This window comes from Methylobacterium sp. J-067, assembly GCF_022829465.1.
GTDB lineage: Bacteria > Pseudomonadota > Alphaproteobacteria > Rhizobiales > Beijerinckiaceae > Methylobacterium > Methylobacterium litchii.
Genome location: NZ_JAKSXZ010000085.1, coordinates 50,874 through 65,537, shown reverse-complemented (window position 1 = coordinate 65,537; position 14,664 = coordinate 50,874). Strand labels below are relative to the sequence as shown.

General features: G+C 72.0%; 15 protein-coding genes. 4 read left to right on the top strand and 11 right to left on the bottom strand.

What is annotated here, in order from left to right; genetic code table 11:
• The 7 genes from MKK52_RS09015 to MKK52_RS08985 all read right to left on the bottom strand — a co-directional run.
• Positions 1-1,041: methyl-accepting chemotaxis protein (locus MKK52_RS09015; protein ID WP_243953465.1), on the bottom strand; the 1,041-nt coding region annotated here is incomplete at its 3' end.
• Entirely contained in the window at positions 1,038-1,373 is a 336-nt protein-coding gene (locus MKK52_RS09010) for a hypothetical protein (protein ID WP_243953464.1), read from the bottom strand. The genes MKK52_RS09015 and MKK52_RS09010, both read right to left, overlap by 4 nt.
• Positions 1,374-1,512: 139 nt before the next feature.
• Positions 1,513-2,403, bottom strand: a complete 891-nt coding sequence (locus tag MKK52_RS09005; protein WP_243953463.1) for an alpha/beta hydrolase — start codon at positions 2,401-2,403, stop codon at positions 1,513-1,515.
• A 14-nt stretch (positions 2,404-2,417) separates the two neighbouring features.
• Positions 2,418-4,229 (bottom strand): allophanate hydrolase, encoded by a 1,812-nt coding sequence (gene atzF, locus MKK52_RS09000; protein ID WP_243953462.1) that lies wholly within the window; start codon positions 4,227-4,229, stop codon positions 2,418-2,420.
• Positions 4,229-5,020: an ABC transporter ATP-binding protein gene (locus MKK52_RS08995; protein ID WP_243953461.1), complete on the bottom strand. Its 792-nt coding sequence runs from the start codon at positions 5,018-5,020 to the stop codon at positions 4,229-4,231. The genes atzF and MKK52_RS08995 overlap by 1 nt, the downstream gene beginning before the upstream one ends.
• Positions 5,013-5,864 (bottom strand): ABC transporter permease, encoded by an 852-nt coding sequence (locus MKK52_RS08990; RefSeq protein WP_243953460.1) that lies wholly within the window; start codon positions 5,862-5,864, stop codon positions 5,013-5,015. Before MKK52_RS08990 ends, MKK52_RS08995 begins: the two co-directional genes overlap by 8 nt.
• Positions 5,861-6,817, bottom strand: a complete 957-nt coding sequence (locus MKK52_RS08985) for an ABC transporter substrate-binding protein (RefSeq protein WP_243953459.1) — start codon at positions 6,815-6,817, stop codon at positions 5,861-5,863. The genes MKK52_RS08990 and MKK52_RS08985 overlap by 4 nt, the downstream gene beginning before the upstream one ends.
• Positions 6,818-6,934: 117 nt before the next feature.
• Between MKK52_RS08985 and MKK52_RS08980 the strand changes: the two genes are divergently transcribed.
• Positions 6,935-7,831, top strand: a complete 897-nt coding sequence (locus MKK52_RS08980) for a LysR family transcriptional regulator (protein ID WP_243953458.1) — start codon at positions 6,935-6,937, stop codon at positions 7,829-7,831.
• On the opposite strand, the gene MKK52_RS08975 is transcribed toward MKK52_RS08980, so the two are convergent.
• The gene (locus MKK52_RS08975) at positions 7,812-9,275 is read right to left on the bottom strand and encodes an acetamidase/formamidase family protein (protein ID WP_243953457.1); all 1,464 of its coding nucleotides are present in this window, start codon (positions 9,273-9,275) and stop codon (positions 7,812-7,814) included. The two genes, MKK52_RS08980 and MKK52_RS08975, sit on opposite strands and share 20 nt — an antisense overlap.
• A gap of 112 nt (positions 9,276-9,387) precedes the next feature.
• On the opposite strand from MKK52_RS08975, the gene MKK52_RS08970 reads away from it, so the two are divergent.
• From MKK52_RS08970 to hpxZ, 3 genes are read left to right on the top strand one after another with little or no spacing between them, the layout of a single operon-like run.
• On the top strand, positions 9,388-9,591 hold the full coding sequence (locus tag MKK52_RS08970) for a DUF4089 domain-containing protein (protein WP_243953456.1): 204 nt from the start codon (positions 9,388-9,390) through the stop codon (positions 9,589-9,591).
• Between the two features lie 4 nt (positions 9,592-9,595).
• Entirely contained in the window at positions 9,596-10,999 is a 1,404-nt protein-coding gene (locus MKK52_RS08965) for an AtzE family amidohydrolase (RefSeq protein ID WP_243953455.1), read from the top strand.
• Positions 10,999-11,379, top strand: coding sequence for an oxalurate catabolism protein HpxZ (hpxZ, locus tag MKK52_RS08960; RefSeq protein ID WP_243953454.1), 381 nt, complete (start codon positions 10,999-11,001; stop codon positions 11,377-11,379). Before MKK52_RS08965 ends, hpxZ begins: the two co-directional genes overlap by 1 nt.
• A 6-nt stretch (positions 11,380-11,385) precedes the next feature.
• Here hpxZ and MKK52_RS08955 read toward each other — a convergent pair whose 3' ends face one another.
• Genes MKK52_RS08955 through MKK52_RS08945 form a run of 3 tightly spaced genes read right to left on the bottom strand, consistent with a single transcriptional unit; the run spans position 11,386 to position 14,653 of the window.
• Positions 11,386-12,939 carry an ABC transporter ATP-binding protein gene (locus tag MKK52_RS08955; RefSeq protein WP_243953453.1) on the bottom strand — a complete coding sequence of 518 codons (1,554 nt, stop codon included), beginning with the start codon at positions 12,937-12,939 and terminating at the stop codon, positions 11,386-11,388.
• Positions 12,936-13,637 carry a cysteine hydrolase family protein gene (locus tag MKK52_RS08950; protein ID WP_243953452.1) on the bottom strand — a complete coding sequence of 234 codons (702 nt, stop codon included), beginning with the start codon at positions 13,635-13,637 and terminating at the stop codon, positions 12,936-12,938. Before MKK52_RS08950 ends, MKK52_RS08955 begins: the two co-directional genes overlap by 4 nt.
• Positions 13,634-14,653 carry a formamidase gene (locus tag MKK52_RS08945; protein ID WP_243953451.1) on the bottom strand — a complete coding sequence of 340 codons (1,020 nt, stop codon included), beginning with the start codon at positions 14,651-14,653 and terminating at the stop codon, positions 13,634-13,636. Before MKK52_RS08945 ends, MKK52_RS08950 begins: the two co-directional genes overlap by 4 nt.
• Positions 14,654-14,664 lie beyond the last annotated feature (11 nt).

Below are 14,664 nucleotides of genomic sequence, written 5' to 3'. Positions count from 1 at the left end.
GCGGGCGGCCTCGATGGTCGCGTTGAGGGCCAGCAGGTTGGTCTGCGAGGCGATGCCGGAGATCAGCCCGACCATGTCCCCGATCCGCGCCGAGGTCTGGCTGAGCGCCTGCACGAGGGCGGCGGTCTGGTCCGCCTCGTCCACGGCGCGCTGGGCGAGGCTGGCCGAGCCCTGCGCCTGACGGCCGATCTCGCGCACCGACGCGCCGAGTTCCTCGGCGGCGCAGGCCACCGTGCCGACGTTGGAGGCCGCCGCCTCGGCCGCCGCCGACACGACGCCGGACCGGTTGGCCGTCTGCGCGGCGGTGTCGCTCATGCCGCTGGCCGTGGCCTGGAGCTTCATGGCGGAGGCGCCGACGCTGGCGACGATGCCGCCCACCGCCTGCTCGAACCCGTGGGCGATCTCGACCATCGCCGCCCGGCGCCGCTCCTCGGTCTGGCTGCGGGCGAGCGCCGCCTCCGCTTCCAGGGCACGGGTCCGGTCGAGGCGCGCGCGGAGTTCGCCCGCCGAGAGCTTGAGATGGTCGAAGGCCTTCGCGACGGTCCACGAGACCCAGGCGAGGACGCCGGTCTCGATGAGCACGATGGCCGCGTGCAGCACCACGCGGGGGAGGGTCGCCCCCGCCTTGCCGGGGAAGATCAGCATCGGCAGGACGAGACCGAAGGCGAGGTGGTGCACCGCCGTGACGCCCGCCGCGAGGAGGATCACCCGCCAGTCGCACCAGCCCACCAGCACCGCGAGGCAGGCGAAGAAATACATGTGCAGGTCGACCTGCCAGGGATGGCCGACCAGGGCGTAGAGCAGCGTCGCGGCCATGCCGGTGAGCGCCGCCCCCGTGACGAGGCGGGTGGCCGGTCCGATCGGATCGCGCAGCCAGGACAGGGTGGCGAGCCCGGCCAGCGCCAGGGCCGCCAGCGGCGGTCCGGCGCTGAACCCGTGATCCGCGAAGGCGGCGATGGCGGCCGTGACCGGCACGTGCATCCACAGGAGCACGATGAGGAGGCGCGCGAACGAGGTCCTGAGGTGATCGAGATCGGTCATCGGCTGGCCTGGCTCGGGGAGGGTCGGGTCTCGGTGGAGGGTGTGGTGCCGCCGCAGCCGAAGCCGAGGGCGGGCAGGACGAGCCAGGCCCCCGCCCCGTGGAGCCGGGCGATGAACCCGGGCCGGTCGGATCTGGCGAAGAGGATGCCGCCCGCCGCGACGGTGACGATCTCGCCGTCCGCCGCCGCGACGGCCCGGATGGCGGCATCGAGCCCGTCCCGCGCCGGCGCGAGCACGGCCACCGCGCGCGACTCCCCCGCCAGCACGGCGAGCGAGGGCAGCAGAAGCGTCGATGCGAGGGTGAGCCACGCCGGCCCTGGCACGCAGCGCATCGTGATGACGTCCGTCCCGGTCGGTGTCCTTCGGATCAGCGACCGAGATTTAACCGTGTTTTTTTAACGCTGGGTTTCCTATCGCGGCACGAATGCAATCACCGCAAGTATCTCCCGCTCTGCGATGACAGGTTTCGGCTTACGGCGCGGAGTGCGTGACGGGCGGAATCGTGTCGAGAAGCTCCCGTGCGGCGCGGACGAACAGTCCGTCGGGCCCCGTAAACCCATCGAGGATGGAGAAGTGGTCGGCGCCCGGCACCGGAAGGAGCGCGCCCGGCACGTGGGCGGCGGCGCGCAGGGCGTGGAAGCGGCGCGCGTCATGGACGAGGGCCGGCAATTCGCGGCTGCCGTAGGCGAGCGTCATCGGCTTGTCCGTCACCGGCAGGCGCAGGGGCGAGAGCGTCGCGATCTCCTCGTCCGTGAGGGACAGCTTCTCGTTCAGGTAGGTGTCGCGGATCGGGGCAAGGTCGTAGACGCCGGAGATGGCGAGCGCCGCCACCACGGCGCGGTGCCCGAGATGCAGGGCGGCGAGATGGCCCCCCGCCGACCAGCCGGAGAGGATGATCGGCCCGCCGATCCCATGGGCCTTCCCCTCCCCCGCGAGCCAGTCGAGGGACGTCCCGATCTCGGCGGCGATGTCGGCAAGGCTGGCCTCCGGGGCCAGGGTGTAGCCCGGCATGGCCACCGCCCAGCCGGCGGCGTTCAGCCCCGCCGCGAGGCCGGCGAAATCGGCGCGGGCGTTGCGCTGCCAGTAGCCGCCATGGACGAAGACGAAGCAGGGCGCCTGCGCATCCGCGACGGGGAACAGGTCGAAGCCGGTGCGCTCCCCTGCCGCGTAGGGGATGTCGAGACCGGCCGGATGCGCGGCCCGGTAGCGCGCGGCGGCGGCGTTGCGGGTCGCGATCCGTTCGGCGCTGTCGGCCACCGCGTTGGTGTTGTCGTAGCTCGCGTCCCGAGCCTTCTGGTCGAGGCTCGGCCAGTCGAGGCGGGGGTCGCGGGGCGTCGGGTCGTCGAGGAGGAAGGCGGTCATCGGGTCTCGCGGGCTCAGGCGGCGGCCTTCTCCATGTAGCGGCGCCAGCCGCCGAACCCAGTGATGTCGGTGGCGCCAACGAGCCCCGCCGCCTCGCACAGGAAGCCCTTCGGCGCGGTGCCGTCGGCGAGGCGCACGGTGCCGATCCCCAGGGGCGCCGGGATGCCGGCGACGAACTCCCCGAAGGCGGCGGGCGGGAGCGCCCAGACCTCCGTCGCGATGGCGCCGCCGCCCTCCCCCACCCGCACGAGGCCGGGCCGCTTCGGCGGGCCGCCGGGCAGGGCATGGAGGCGGTACTCCGGCGCGGTCTCCGCCGCGCGGAGGAAGCGGGCGCCGCGCCCGGTCAGCTCGTGGTTGAGGGGCAGGCCGGAGAGATGCGCGCCCACCACGACGAGTTCGATCTCGCCGGGCAGCGCCCGCGCCGGCCCGTCCTGGACGGGCGGCACCGGCGCGCGGCTCGCGCCGATCCGCTCGGCCGAAGCCGCGTGCAGCCGCGCGCCGAGGGCGGCCAGCAACCCGTCCGCCCCCCGGGGGCCGATGAGGGTGATGCCGGCGGGGAATCCGTCGTCACGGGCGCGGCCCGGCACGGCGAGGGCGCACCAGTCGAGCAGGTTCACGAAGTTGGTGTAGGTGCCGAGCTCGCTGTTCGGCCCGATCGGATCCGCCTCCAGGGCGGCACGGGTCTGCGGGCGCGGATAGGTCGGCACGCACAGGACATCGACCCGCGACCAGACCGCGTCGGCGGCCCGGCGCAAGTCGGTGAGGCGGTAGAGGCCCGCGAAGGCGTCGGCCGCCGCGTGGCGGATCGCCGAGCCGATCACCGCCCGCGTCGTCGCGTGCAGGATCTCCGGCCGCGACTCCATCACGTCGCGGATCGCGGCGTAGCGCTCGGCGACCCACGGGCCGTCGTAGAGCAGGCCCGCCACGGCGAACATCGGCGCGACATCGACGGGGGCGGCCTGGCCGGCGATGCCTTCGAGGTCGGCCAGCGTCGCGGCGAAGGCGGTCTCGGAGAGCGGATCGCCGCCGAAGCGCAGGCCGGCGGCGTCGGGCACGCCGAGGCGCAGGCCCGGCGGCAGGCCGGCAGGGACGGGCGCCACCGGCAGTGGACGCGACCACGGGTCGGCGGGGTCGAACCCGGCCATGACGCGGAAGGCGGCGTCGGCATCGGCGACCGTGCCGGCGAAGACGGAGAGCGTGTCGAGGGTGCGGCAGGCGGGCAGCATCCCCCGGCTCGAGACGGCGCCGAGGGAGGGCTTCAGCCCGACCACGTTGTTGAGCCCCGCCGGCACCCGGCCGGAGCCCGCCGTGTCGGTGCCGAGCGCGAAGGCGACGATCCCGTGCGAGACCGCCACGGCCGAGCCGCTGCTCGATCCCCCCGGCACGTAGGCCGGGTCGATGGCGTTGCGCGGGACGGGATAGGGCGTGCGCACCCCGACGAGGCCGGTGGCGAACTGGTCGAGGTTGGTCTTGCCGATCAGGATCGCCCCCGCCGCGAGGAGCCGCGCTACGGCGGGCGCGGTCTCGGTGGGGGTGAAGGCGAAGTCCGGGCAGGCGGCGGTGGTCGGCAGGCCCGCCACGTCGATGTTGTCCTTCACCGCGAAGGGCACGCCCCAGAGCGGCTTGGCCTGCGGGTCGAAGGCGCCCAGCGCCTCGGCGGCGGCCAGGGCCTCTTCCTCCGGCACCAGCGCGAGGAAGATGCCGGGATCGTCGATCTCCGCCAATCGGCGGTAGGCAGCGGTCACCACGGCGCGGGGGTCGAGCCCCCCTTCATAGGCCGCGTGCAGGGACGGGATGGTCGGGAAGGGAGGCAACGGGAAATCCATCAGGCGGCGACCGTCGCGGTGCGCGGGGCGTGGTGGCTGTGGAGCTGCGCGGCGAGCATCCGGCGCAGGTCGTTGAATGCCGGGCTCGACACGTCCCGGCGGCGCGGCAGGTCGACCTCGTGCACGGTCTCGATCCGGCCGGGGCCGGGGGACATCATGACGATGCGGTCGGCGAGGAAGATCGCCTCCTCGATGGCGTGCGTGACGAACAGGATCGTCAGCCCCGTCCGCGACCAGAGTTCGAGCAATTCGTCCTGAAGCCGCTCGCGGGTCATGGCGTCCAGCGCCCCGAAGGGCTCGTCCATCAGCACCACCTCGGCCTCGTTGGCCAGCACGCGGGCGATGGCGACGCGCTGTTTCATGCCCCCGGAAAGCTGGTGCGGATAGGCGTCCGCGAAGGCCTGAAGGCCGACGAGGGAGATGTAGCGCTCGGCGATGTCCCGCACCTCGGCGGCGGGTCGCTTGCGCGATTTCGGGCCGAACCCGATGTTGTCGCGCACGGTGAGCCAGGGGAACAGGCCGTAATCCTGGAACACCATCCCCCGGCTCGGTCCGGGGCCGGGGATGGGCTTGCCCCACATCAGCGCCTGCCCAGAGGTGGGCGCCTCGAAACCGGCGGCGACGCGCAGCAGGGTCGACTTCCCGCAGCCGGAGGCGCCGAGCAGGCAGACGAACTCGCCCCGCGAGACGGTGAGGTTCGCCTCGCGCAGGGCCTCGGTGGTGCGCCCGTTGGCCCGGTAGGTCTTGCCGACCGCGCGCATGTCGAGGATCGGGACGGTGGGATCAGCCATGGGACGGGCTCCAGGCGAGGAGTTTGCGGCCGAGGCGCATGACCAGCCAGTCCGAGACGAAGCCCGCGACGCCGATCACCGCCATGCCGCAGATCACGATCTCGGTGCGCGAGAGCTGGCGCGCCTCCATGATGATCGCGCCGAGGCCGGTCTGGACGCCGGTCATCTCGCCGACCACGATCACCACCCAGGCGAAGCCGAGGCCGAGCCGCAGGCCGGTGAAGATCGACGGCAGGGCCGCCGGCAGCACCACCCGGGCGAACTGCGCCGGCCCGGTGCAGCCGAGCATCGCCGCCGCCTCGAACAGGCGCGGCTCCACCGAGCGCACGCCGAACACGGTGTTGACGAGGATCGGGTAGAACGCCCCCAGGAACACGAGGAAGAAGGCCGAGCGCGGCCCGAGGCCGAACAGGATCATCGCCAGCGGCAGCCACGCCGTCACCGGCACCGGCCGCAGGATCTGCAACACGGGGTCGAGCAGCGCCCGGACCACGGGCACTCGGCCGATCAGCAGGCCGAGCGGCAGGGCCGCCGCGGCGGCCAGCGCGAAGCCGCCGTAGACGCGCATCAGCGAGGCCGAGAGATGCGTCCAGAGGGTGCCGCTGAAGGCGTCGTCGTTCACGCCGCCGATGGCGAGGTCGCGCATCTCGGCCCAGACCTCGGCGGGCGGAGGGATCAGGCTGTAGGGCCGGCCCGCCGTCGTGATTTGCCAGATCGCGACCAGGATCGCCGGTACCACCAGGGCGAGGCCGGCCCGCGCCAGCCCGCCGCCGAGGGCGATCCGCGCGGGCGACGGCGCGGGGGTCGGGGCCGGCAGGGCGGGGGCGTCGATGCCGGTGCTCATGCCCGGCTCATCGCATCGACGAAGCGGGTGTCGATGAAGCCGGGCTCCGGCAGGCGCTTGATCTGCTTCAGTGCCAGCATGTGCTGGGCGTAGGCGCCGGCCTGCCGCACCTCGTCCGGCCCGAGGCGCCACGTCAGCTCGACGTTGGGGGCGGAGAGTTCCAGCGCCTCGCGCTTCTGGCCGAGCTTGGCCACCGCCATGGCGATCATCGCCTCGCGGTTGCCGGCCGCGAACTCCGTCGCCTTGCGGTGGATGTCGAGCATGGTGCGCACCATGTCGGGGCGCTCGGTCAGGGTATCGCGATGGGCGCCGAACACCATGTTCAGCGAGCCCATCTCGGTGCCGTAGGGGTACTCCACCAATTGCCCCACGCCGGAGGCGAGGCTGACGCCGGGGGCGGGCTCGGCGCCGACATAGGCGTCGACGTCGCCCCGCGCGAGGGCGATGTGCATTTCGGAGAAGGAGATCCGCACGGGGGTGATGTCCTTCACGGACAGGCCCTCCATGCGCATCCGCTCGAGGGCGAACACCTCCTGCGTGCTGCCGGGCCAGATCGCGACCCGCTTGCCGCGCAGGTCCTTGATCGCGTGGATGTCCGAACCCTTCTTGGCGATCACCGCCATCCCGCGGTTGCAGGTGGAGGCGATGACCACCAGCGGCTCGCCCGCCGCCGCGCCGAGCATCGCGGATGCGAGGCCGAACGTGCCGAAATCGACCGACTTGGTGACGACGGCGTTCTTGCACTCGGTCGGGCTCTCGAAGGGCACGACTTCCACCCGCACGTTCTCGGGGGTGAAGCGCTCGTAGAAGCTCGGCGCGATGGAGTGGATGAGCTTCAGGGAGCCCATCCGGATCGTGACGGGCGCGCCCTCGGCCCGCGCGGTGCGGCGAGAGAGCGGTGAGAGGGCGAGGCCGGCCCCGAGACCGGCCAGGAGAGAGCGGCGGCGGATCATCGAACGGCTCCGTGAGATTCTCGATGATGGGAGGCTAGGTTCGCCGTCTGTTGCAAGGAAGTGCTATTTTTCGAGTGACCCGTTGCAAGACAGGCAACAGGGCGGCAGGGTGGGGCCGTGAAGCACCTGCGCACCCTCGCCTACGTCACCGAGATCGCCCGCGCCGGGTCGATCCGCCGTGCCGCCGAGCGGCTGAGCATCACCCCCTCGGCCCTCACCCGGCAGATCCAGGATTTGGAATACGAGCTCGGCACGCCGATCTTCGAGCGGTTGGCGCAGGGGATGCGCCTCAATGCGGCGGGGGAACTGTTCGTCCGGCACATCCGCGACCAGATGGCGGACCTCGACCGGGTCCGCTCGCAGATCGCCGACCTGTCCGGCGTGCGCCGGGGCCATGTGGCTTTGGCGTGCAGCCAGGCCTTCGTGACGCAGGTGGTGCCGGAGGAGGTCGAGACCTATCGCGCGCGCTTCCCGCTGGTCGGGTTCACGGTGCAGGTGCGCGACCATGCCCAGGCGGTGACGGCGCTTGCCACCTTCGAGGCGGATCTCGCCCTCATCCTCCAGCCCCCGCCCTCGGCGGATTTGCACCCGCTCTATTCCGGGCACCAGACCCTGCGCGTCCTGATGCGGTCGGACCACGCCCTGGCGGCGGAGGCCGGGCCGGTGCGCCTGCGCGACTGCCTCGGCCACGCCCTCGCCCTGCCCGACAGGTCGCTCGCCATCCGCCACCATATCGAGCAGGCGCTGGCCCGGCGGGGCGTCGCGCTGCAACCCACCGTGGAATCTGGCTCCCTCGAATTCCTGCGCAACCTCACCCTGCGCGAGGGCGTCATCAGCCTTCAGGTGCCGAGCGGCATCCCGCAGGATCCGCGCCTGCACAGCCGCCCGATCGACGGGCGCGACCTCACGCCCATGGCGCTGGTCCTGGCGCAGCTGCGCGGCCGGTCCCTCTCGGTGGCGGCGGCGAAGTTCGCGGACCAGCTCGTCGCCCGCCTCAACCGGGAGGGGAGCTGAGGGGGCGTTCGGCGAAGATCGCCTTCTTCACGATGGCGTGGACACCCCAGTTGCCGTCGACCACCTGCGTGATGCCGAAATCGACCGCGATGGACATGAGCGAGATCGCCTCGTCCTCGGTGAGGCCCTGCGCCTGCATCAGGAACTGGCGCATCTTGCGGAACGCGTCGCGCATGGCGAGGTCGAGGGACGACTTCGCGAAGATCTCCGATTGGGCGTCGGGCCCGAGGTCGCGCAGGTAGTTCGGGTAGCTGAAGCCCGAGAGCACCCAATCCTCCCCCGTCTCGATCATCGGGAAGTCGAGGCTGGCGAGGGAGGTGCCGGCGAGGTCGGCCTTCTTGTGCAGGATGAACTGGAACGTGCCGGTGAGCGAGCACTCGATGGCCGTGCCGCAGAGTTCGGAATCGCCCTGGCTCGCATGGGGATCGCCCACGGAGAACAGCGCGCCGGGCACCGCCACGGGGTAATACATCGTGGCGCCCTTGCCGATGCGCCAATTGTCGATGTTGCCGCCGGTGTAGCTCGGCGGGATCGAGTTCACCATGTCGGCTTCGGCGGGCGCCAGCCCCATCGTGCCGAAATGCGGGCGGATCGGCAGGCGCACGCCCTTCAGCACGTCGAAGTCCCGCGTGGTGCGCGAATGGTCCACCGGCAGGCCGGGATAGTCGATGGTCGGGTGGTGGACGCCGTTCGGGTCGGTCACGCCCGGCCAGCGGAAATTGTAGGCGGCCTGCGCCCAGTCGCGGCGGCCGGTGGCGTCGATCTCGTAGATCGTCACGACCTCGCGGGGTTTCTCCCCTGTCAGCAGGTCCTTGTAATGGTAGCCCCACCACGCGGCCGCGTTGCTGCCGAAGGCGAGGCCCTTGAACTTCGGGTTGGCGCAGGGGCGCGGCGCCACGTCGAGGATGCGCACCTCCAGCACGTCGCCGGGCTCGGCGCCCCGGATTGCCACCGGCCCGGTGCAGATATGCACGCCGAGCCCCCCGCCCGGCCCGAGCTTGGCATCGTCCGGGCCGGCGCCGCGCCGGGGGACGCCCTTCTTCTCCTTGGTCCAGAGGAAGACGCTCTCCGCGCCGGGATCGCCCTGGACCATCCGCTCCGCGTCGTCGTTGGCGTGGTGGGTCAGGGTCTCGATGGTGACGAAGTCGCCGGATTCGATCTCGACCTGGGGCTTCAGGTTCTTGGAGAAGTAGCCCCAGTGGATCGTGTCGGCATTGGCCGGCAGGTGGTAATGCGCCGTCCGCCCGGCGGCGGCCTTGGCGGCGCTCGCCTGGGCCAGCGCCGGGCTCACGAGGGTGGTGCCCGCCGCCATCATCGCGGCGGCGCCGCCGGTCGCGGCGAAGGTGCTTTTCAGGAAGGCCCGGCGCTCGGACGCCATGTCGCGCCGGTAGCGCAGGCGATGCTCCGCGAAGGCCGCGCAGGTCGGATCGTCACCGAGGCACATTCTCAACACACTCCGACTGACCGGATTCCCGGCACCGATCCATGCAAGGGCGCGGCCAAGCTGCGGAACGATCCTTGCCTGCCTCGCCCCGGAACCCGGCTTCGGAGGATCGATGAGCCCCAACCCGCACCCGGCCACCCCGCCGGATCTCGACGTCTATTGCGACGCCGCCGCCGCGCTCCTCGGCCTGACGATCGAGCCTGCGTGGCGGGCGCCGGTCCTCGCCAATTTGCGGGTGCTGCGGGAGGCCGCCGCGCTGCTCGAGGGCTTCCCCCTCCCCGACGAGGCCGAGCCGGCCCCGGTCTTCGAGGCGTGAGGTGATGTCCGTGTCGCAGGACTGGGCCACGGCCTCCGCCGCCGCCATCGCCGGGGGCGTGACCTCCGGGGCGGTCAGCGCCCGCGCCGTCGTCGCGGCGTCGCTGGAGCGGATCGGGCGGATCGACCCCGCCGTGAACAGCTTCACCGACGTGCTGGCCGGGCGGGCCCTCGCCCGCGCCGAGGCCGTCGATGCCGCGCTCGTCCGGGGCGAGGCGCCGGGGCCGCTCTGCGGCGTGCCCTTCGCGGTGAAGAACCTGTTCGACGTCGCGGGCCTGACCACCCGCGCCGGCTCGCGCATCAACCGCGAGCGGGCACCGGCCGCCCGCGACGCGGCGCTGATCCGCCGCCTCGAAGGCGCGGGCGCCGTGCTGGTCGGTGCCCTCAACATGGGCGAATACGCCTACGACTTCACCGGCGAGAACATCCACGACGGCGACACCCACAACCCGCACGACCTGTCGCGGATGTCGGGCGGCTCGTCGGGGGGCTCCGGCGGGGCGGTGGCGGCGGGGCTCGTGCCCCTGGCGCTCGCCTCCGACACCAACGGCTCGATCCGCGTGCCCGCCGCCTTCTGCGGCTGCTTCGGGCTGAAGCCCACCTACGGGCGCACCAGCCGGGCCGGCAGCTTCCCCTTCGTCGGGAGCCTCGACCATCTCGGGCCGATGGCGCGGAGCGTCGCCGACCTCGCCCTCGCCTTCGACGCGATGCAGGGGCCGGATCCCGACGATCCCGCCTGCGCCAAGCGCCCGGCCGAGCCCTCCCTTCCCGGCCTGGAGGACGGCATCGGGGGCCTGCGCATCGCCACCGCCGGGGGCTATTTCGCCCGCTCCGGCGAGCCCGAGGCCTTCGCCGCCGTGGCGAAGGTGGCGGATGCGCTGGACGTGTCCCGCGTCGTGGAACTGCCCGAGGCCGCCCGCGCGCGGACCGCCGCCTACCTGATCAGCGCCGCCGAGGGGGCCTCCCTGCATCTCAACCGCCTACGCCATCGCGCGGCCGAGTTCGATCCGGCGGTGCGCGACCGGCTGCTCGCCGGGGCGATGCTGCCCGCCGCCTTCATCGAGCGGGCGCAGCGCTTCCGCCGCTGGTACCGGGCGGCCATGCTCGACCTGTTCAGGGAGGTGGACGTGATCCTCGCCCCCACCACGCCCTGCCGGGCGCCGAGGGGCGGGCAGACCACCTTCCTCCTCGACGGGGTGGAGTTTCCGCTGCGGCCGAATATCGGCCTCTACACGCAGCCGATCTCCTTCATCGGCCTGCCCGTCGTCGCCGTGCCGGTCTGGCCCGACGACGGGCTGCCCCTCGGCGTGCAGGTCATCGCCGCGCCATGGCGGGAGGACATCGCCCTGCGGGTGGCGCGGCATCTCGAGCGGGAGGGCGCGGTGCGCGCGCCCATCGCGAGGCTCTGATGGTGATCGACGATCCTGCGGTGAAGGCGGAGGTCGAGGCGGCCTTCGCCACCTACGAGACGGCCCTCGTCACCAACGACGTGCCGACCCTCGAAGCGCTGTTCCACGACGATCCCCGCACCATCCGCTACGGCGGCGGGGAGAACCTCTACGGCATGGAGGCGATCCGCCGGTTCCGCCGGGGGCGCTCGCCGCAGGGCCTCGCCCGCGCCCTGGAGGGCACGGTGATCACCACCTACGGGCGGGACTTCGCCACGGCGATGACCCTGTTCACCCGCGAGAACGCGTCGGGCAAGGTCGGTCGCCAGAGCCAGACCTGGGTGCGGTTCCCCGAGGGCTGGAAGGTCGTCGCCGCGCATGTGAGCGTGATCGACGCCTGAGCCCCTTCAGTGGTGCCCTGCCATGTGCCGGCCGATCGTGCCGGCCTCGGCGGTGGCGCCCGGCGTCTCGTAGACGAGGCGGCCCTCCGACATCACGACGATGCGGTCGGAGAGTTCGAGGATCTCGTCCAGATCCTCGCTGATGAGCAGCACCGCCGCCCCGGCGTTGCGGGCGGTGACGATCCGCGTGCGGATCTCGGAGACCGCCGCGAAGTCGAGGCCGAAGCACGGGTTGACCACGATCAGCAGATCGACCGGATCGGTGAGTTCGCGGGCGAGCACCGCCCGCTGGACGTTGCCCCCGGAGAGCGTGGCGATGGGCGCCTCCGACGAGGCGGTCTTCACCTGGAAGCGCTCGATCAGCTCCTTGGCGCGCTTGGCCATGGCGCGCCGGTCGAGCCAGAAGGTCGGCGGCCCGGCGGCGTCCTCGCCCCGGCGGTCGAAGGCGCGGAAAGCGAGGTTTTCGGCCACCGACATGCGCGGGGCGCAGGCTTCCCGCAGGGGCTCCTCCGGGATGAAACGGACCTTCCGGGCGCGGCTCTGTGCGCGGATCCCCGTATAGGGTTCGCCCGCCACGACCACCCGGCCGCCGGCCGCGCGGATGCGCCCGCCGAGCACGTCGGCCAACTCCTTCTGCCCGTTGCCGGAGACGCCCGCGATCCCGACGATCTCCCGCGCCCGGACCCGCAGATCGGGGATCGCGATCCGGCGCAGGCCGGAAGGGTCGGTCGCCTGAAGGTTCTCGACGCGCAGGATCTCGCGGGCCAGATCTGGCTCGCCGACCCGGCTGGCGATGGGCCGCACGACGCGCTCGCCGATCATCATCGCAGCCATCTCGGTGCGCGACACGGCGCCGACCTCCCCGCCCCCGACGAGCTTGCCCCGGCGCAGGACGCTGAAGGATCGGGCGAAGGTCTCGACCTCCCGGAACTTGTGGCTGATCATCAGGACGGTGAGGTCGCCCCGGTCGGCCATGGCCCGCAGGAGACCCAGCACCTCCTCGGCCTCGTCGGGGGTGAGGACCGAGGTCGGCTCGTCGAGGATCAGGAAGCGGGCCTTCAGGTAGAGCTGCTTGACGATTTCGAGCTTCTGCTTCTCCCCCGCCGCCAGTTCGGCCACCGGCCGGTCGAGGTTCAGCCGGAACGGCATCCCGGCCATGAACGCGGCGAGCGCCGCCCGCTCGGCCTTCCAATCGAGGATGGCGGGGGCGTCGGCGCGGGCGATCACGAGGTTTTCCGCCCCGGTCAGGGACGGCACCAGGGTGAAGTGCTGGTAGACCATGCCGAGGCCGCGCGCCTGCGCGCCCTTCGGATTGGTGATCTCGACCTCGCGGCCATCCACCAGCACGCTGCCAGCGCTCGGGGCGTAGAAGCCCATCACGCATTTCACGAAGGTCGACTTGCCGGCGCCGTTCTCCCCGAGCAGCGCGTGGAAGCCGCCCGCCTCGATCTTCATCGACACGTCGTCGAGCGCCGCGAAGGCGCCGAAGCGCTTCGTCATGCCGATGGTCTCGACGCCCAGCGCGCCGAGATGCGTTTCCGGGGGCGGCACCTCGCTCATGCGCGGCGCCCCATCGCGTCGATCAGCGCCGCCGAGGTGGCGACGGCGCCGAACACCCCGCCCTGCATCGTCACCATCTTCAGGGCCGCCTCGTGGTTGCCGGGATCGGTCGCGGCGGTGCCGTCCGCGACGATCACGCATTCGAAGCCCCGGTCGTTGGCCTCGCGCATCGTCGTATGGACGCAGACGTCGGTGGTGATGCCGGTGAGGATCAGGTTGCGGATGCCCCGCTGCGTGAGGATCAGTTCCAGGTCGGTGGCGCAGAACGAGCCCTTGCCCGGCTTGTCGATGACCGGCTCCCCCGGCAGCGGCGCCAGTTCGGGGATGATCTCCCAGCCCGGCTCGCCCCGCACCAGCACCCGGCCGCAGGGGCCGGGATCGCCGATGCCTGCGCCGATCCGGCAAGAGCGCCAGCGCTTGTTGGCGGGCAGGTCCGCGAGGTCCGGCCGGTGGCCCTCGCGGGTGTGGATCACATGGAAGCCGGCGGCGCGGGCCGTGTCGAGCAGGCGGCCGATCGGCCCGATCGGCGCGCGGGTCAGGGCGAGGTCGTAGCCCATCGCATCGACGTAGCCGCCCTTGCCGCAGAAATCCGTCTGCATGTCGATGACGACGAGGGCGGTGTTGCCGGGCCGCAGATCGCCGTCGAAGGGCCAGGGATAGGGCTCGGCGGCGGCGTAGGTGCCCTCCGTCCCACTCATTCGGCGGCCTCCCGGCGGGAGGGCTCGTCATAGAGGCGGGTCGGCGCCGGGAAGCCGCAGGAGGTGCCGTCCGTGACCACCACCTGATCCTCCCAGGGCAGGCGATAGCGGCCGGCGGCGAGGTCGGTCATGTAGGTGTAGGGGCAATCCTGCGCCCCGCCCTTCACCGCCGTGTAGCCCCGGTGGCCGAACTGGTAGATGTTGTTCTCGACGCCCCAGTGTCGGCGCGCCTCGCGCACCAGATCGGGCCGCACCTCGGCGGTGATGATCTCATCGACCCGGCCGGTGGTGCCGTGGGCGAGGACCGCCCCGTCGAAGTTGCAGATCATCCCCTCGCCCATCGAGTCGAACGTGCCGTCCGACCCGCACAGGCAGACGTTGGCCGTCACCATCAGGTTGCAGAAGGCGTTGGACTGGTTGGTGAAGCGCCAGGATTCGCGGATCGGGGCCGTGTAGCCGGCCGTGCGGATCATGATCTCGGCGCCCTTGTAGGCGGCCTCCCGCGCCATCTCCGGGAACATGCCGTCGTGGCAAATGATCAGGCCGAGCTTGGCGCCCTTCGGCCCCTCGATCACCGGGATGCCGAGGTCGCCGGGCTCCCAGGGCTCCACGGGCACCCAGGGGTGCATTTTCCGGTAGTAGAGCTTCAGTTCGCCGTGGTCGTCGATGATCAGGCCGGAATTGTAGGGCATCCCGCCGGGGTTCGCCTCCATGATGGAGAAGCAGCCCCAGATCTCGTTCTCGGCGCAGGCGCGCTTGAAGGCGGCCACCTCCGCCCCGTCGAGGGTGCACAGGATCTCAGGGCGGATGTCCATGGACAGGCCGTGGAGGGCGTATTCCGGGAAGACCACGAGGTCCATCGTGCCGAGGTTGGCCCGCGCCTTTCCGACCATCGCCACGATCCGGTCGGTCTGCGCCGCGATGTCGGCGCGGGTCTCGATCTTCGGCAATTGCAGTTGCACGAGGCCGATCACCACGCCGTTTGGCGACTTGTTCAATCCACCGAGGCCGTTCATCGGCACCACTC

Excerpts from the sequence above, each read along its gene's own strand:
- MKK52_RS08955 (WP_243953453.1), bottom strand. The coding sequence starts at position 12,939 with ATGAGCGAGGTGCCGCCCCCGGAAACGCATCTCGGCGCGCTGGGCGTC.
- MKK52_RS08945 (WP_243953451.1), bottom strand. The coding sequence starts at position 14,653 with ATGAACGGCCTCGGTGGATTGAACAAGTCGCCAAACGGCGTGGTGATC.
- MKK52_RS08995 (WP_243953461.1), bottom strand. The coding sequence starts at position 5,020 with ATGGCTGATCCCACCGTCCCGATCCTCGACATGCGCGCGGTCGGCAAG.
- hpxZ (WP_243953454.1), top strand. The coding sequence starts at position 10,999 with ATGGTGATCGACGATCCTGCGGTGAAGGCGGAGGTCGAGGCGGCCTTC.
- atzF (WP_243953462.1), bottom strand. The coding sequence starts at position 4,229 with ATGGATTTCCCGTTGCCTCCCTTCCCGACCATCCCGTCCCTGCACGCG.
- MKK52_RS08975 (WP_243953457.1), bottom strand. The coding sequence starts at position 9,275 with ATGTGCCTCGGTGACGATCCGACCTGCGCGGCCTTCGCGGAGCATCGC.
- MKK52_RS08990 (WP_243953460.1), bottom strand. The coding sequence starts at position 5,864 with ATGAGCACCGGCATCGACGCCCCCGCCCTGCCGGCCCCGACCCCCGCG.
- MKK52_RS08985 (WP_243953459.1), bottom strand. The coding sequence starts at position 6,817 with ATGATCCGCCGCCGCTCTCTCCTGGCCGGTCTCGGGGCCGGCCTCGCC.
- MKK52_RS08965 (WP_243953455.1), top strand. The coding sequence starts at position 9,596 with ATGTCCGTGTCGCAGGACTGGGCCACGGCCTCCGCCGCCGCCATCGCC.
- MKK52_RS09010 (WP_243953464.1), bottom strand. The coding sequence starts at position 1,373 with ATGCGCTGCGTGCCAGGGCCGGCGTGGCTCACCCTCGCATCGACGCTT.
- MKK52_RS09005 (WP_243953463.1), bottom strand. The coding sequence starts at position 2,403 with ATGACCGCCTTCCTCCTCGACGACCCGACGCCCCGCGACCCCCGCCTC.
- MKK52_RS08970 (WP_243953456.1), top strand. The coding sequence starts at position 9,388 with ATGAGCCCCAACCCGCACCCGGCCACCCCGCCGGATCTCGACGTCTAT.
- MKK52_RS08950 (WP_243953452.1), bottom strand. The coding sequence starts at position 13,637 with ATGAGTGGGACGGAGGGCACCTACGCCGCCGCCGAGCCCTATCCCTGG.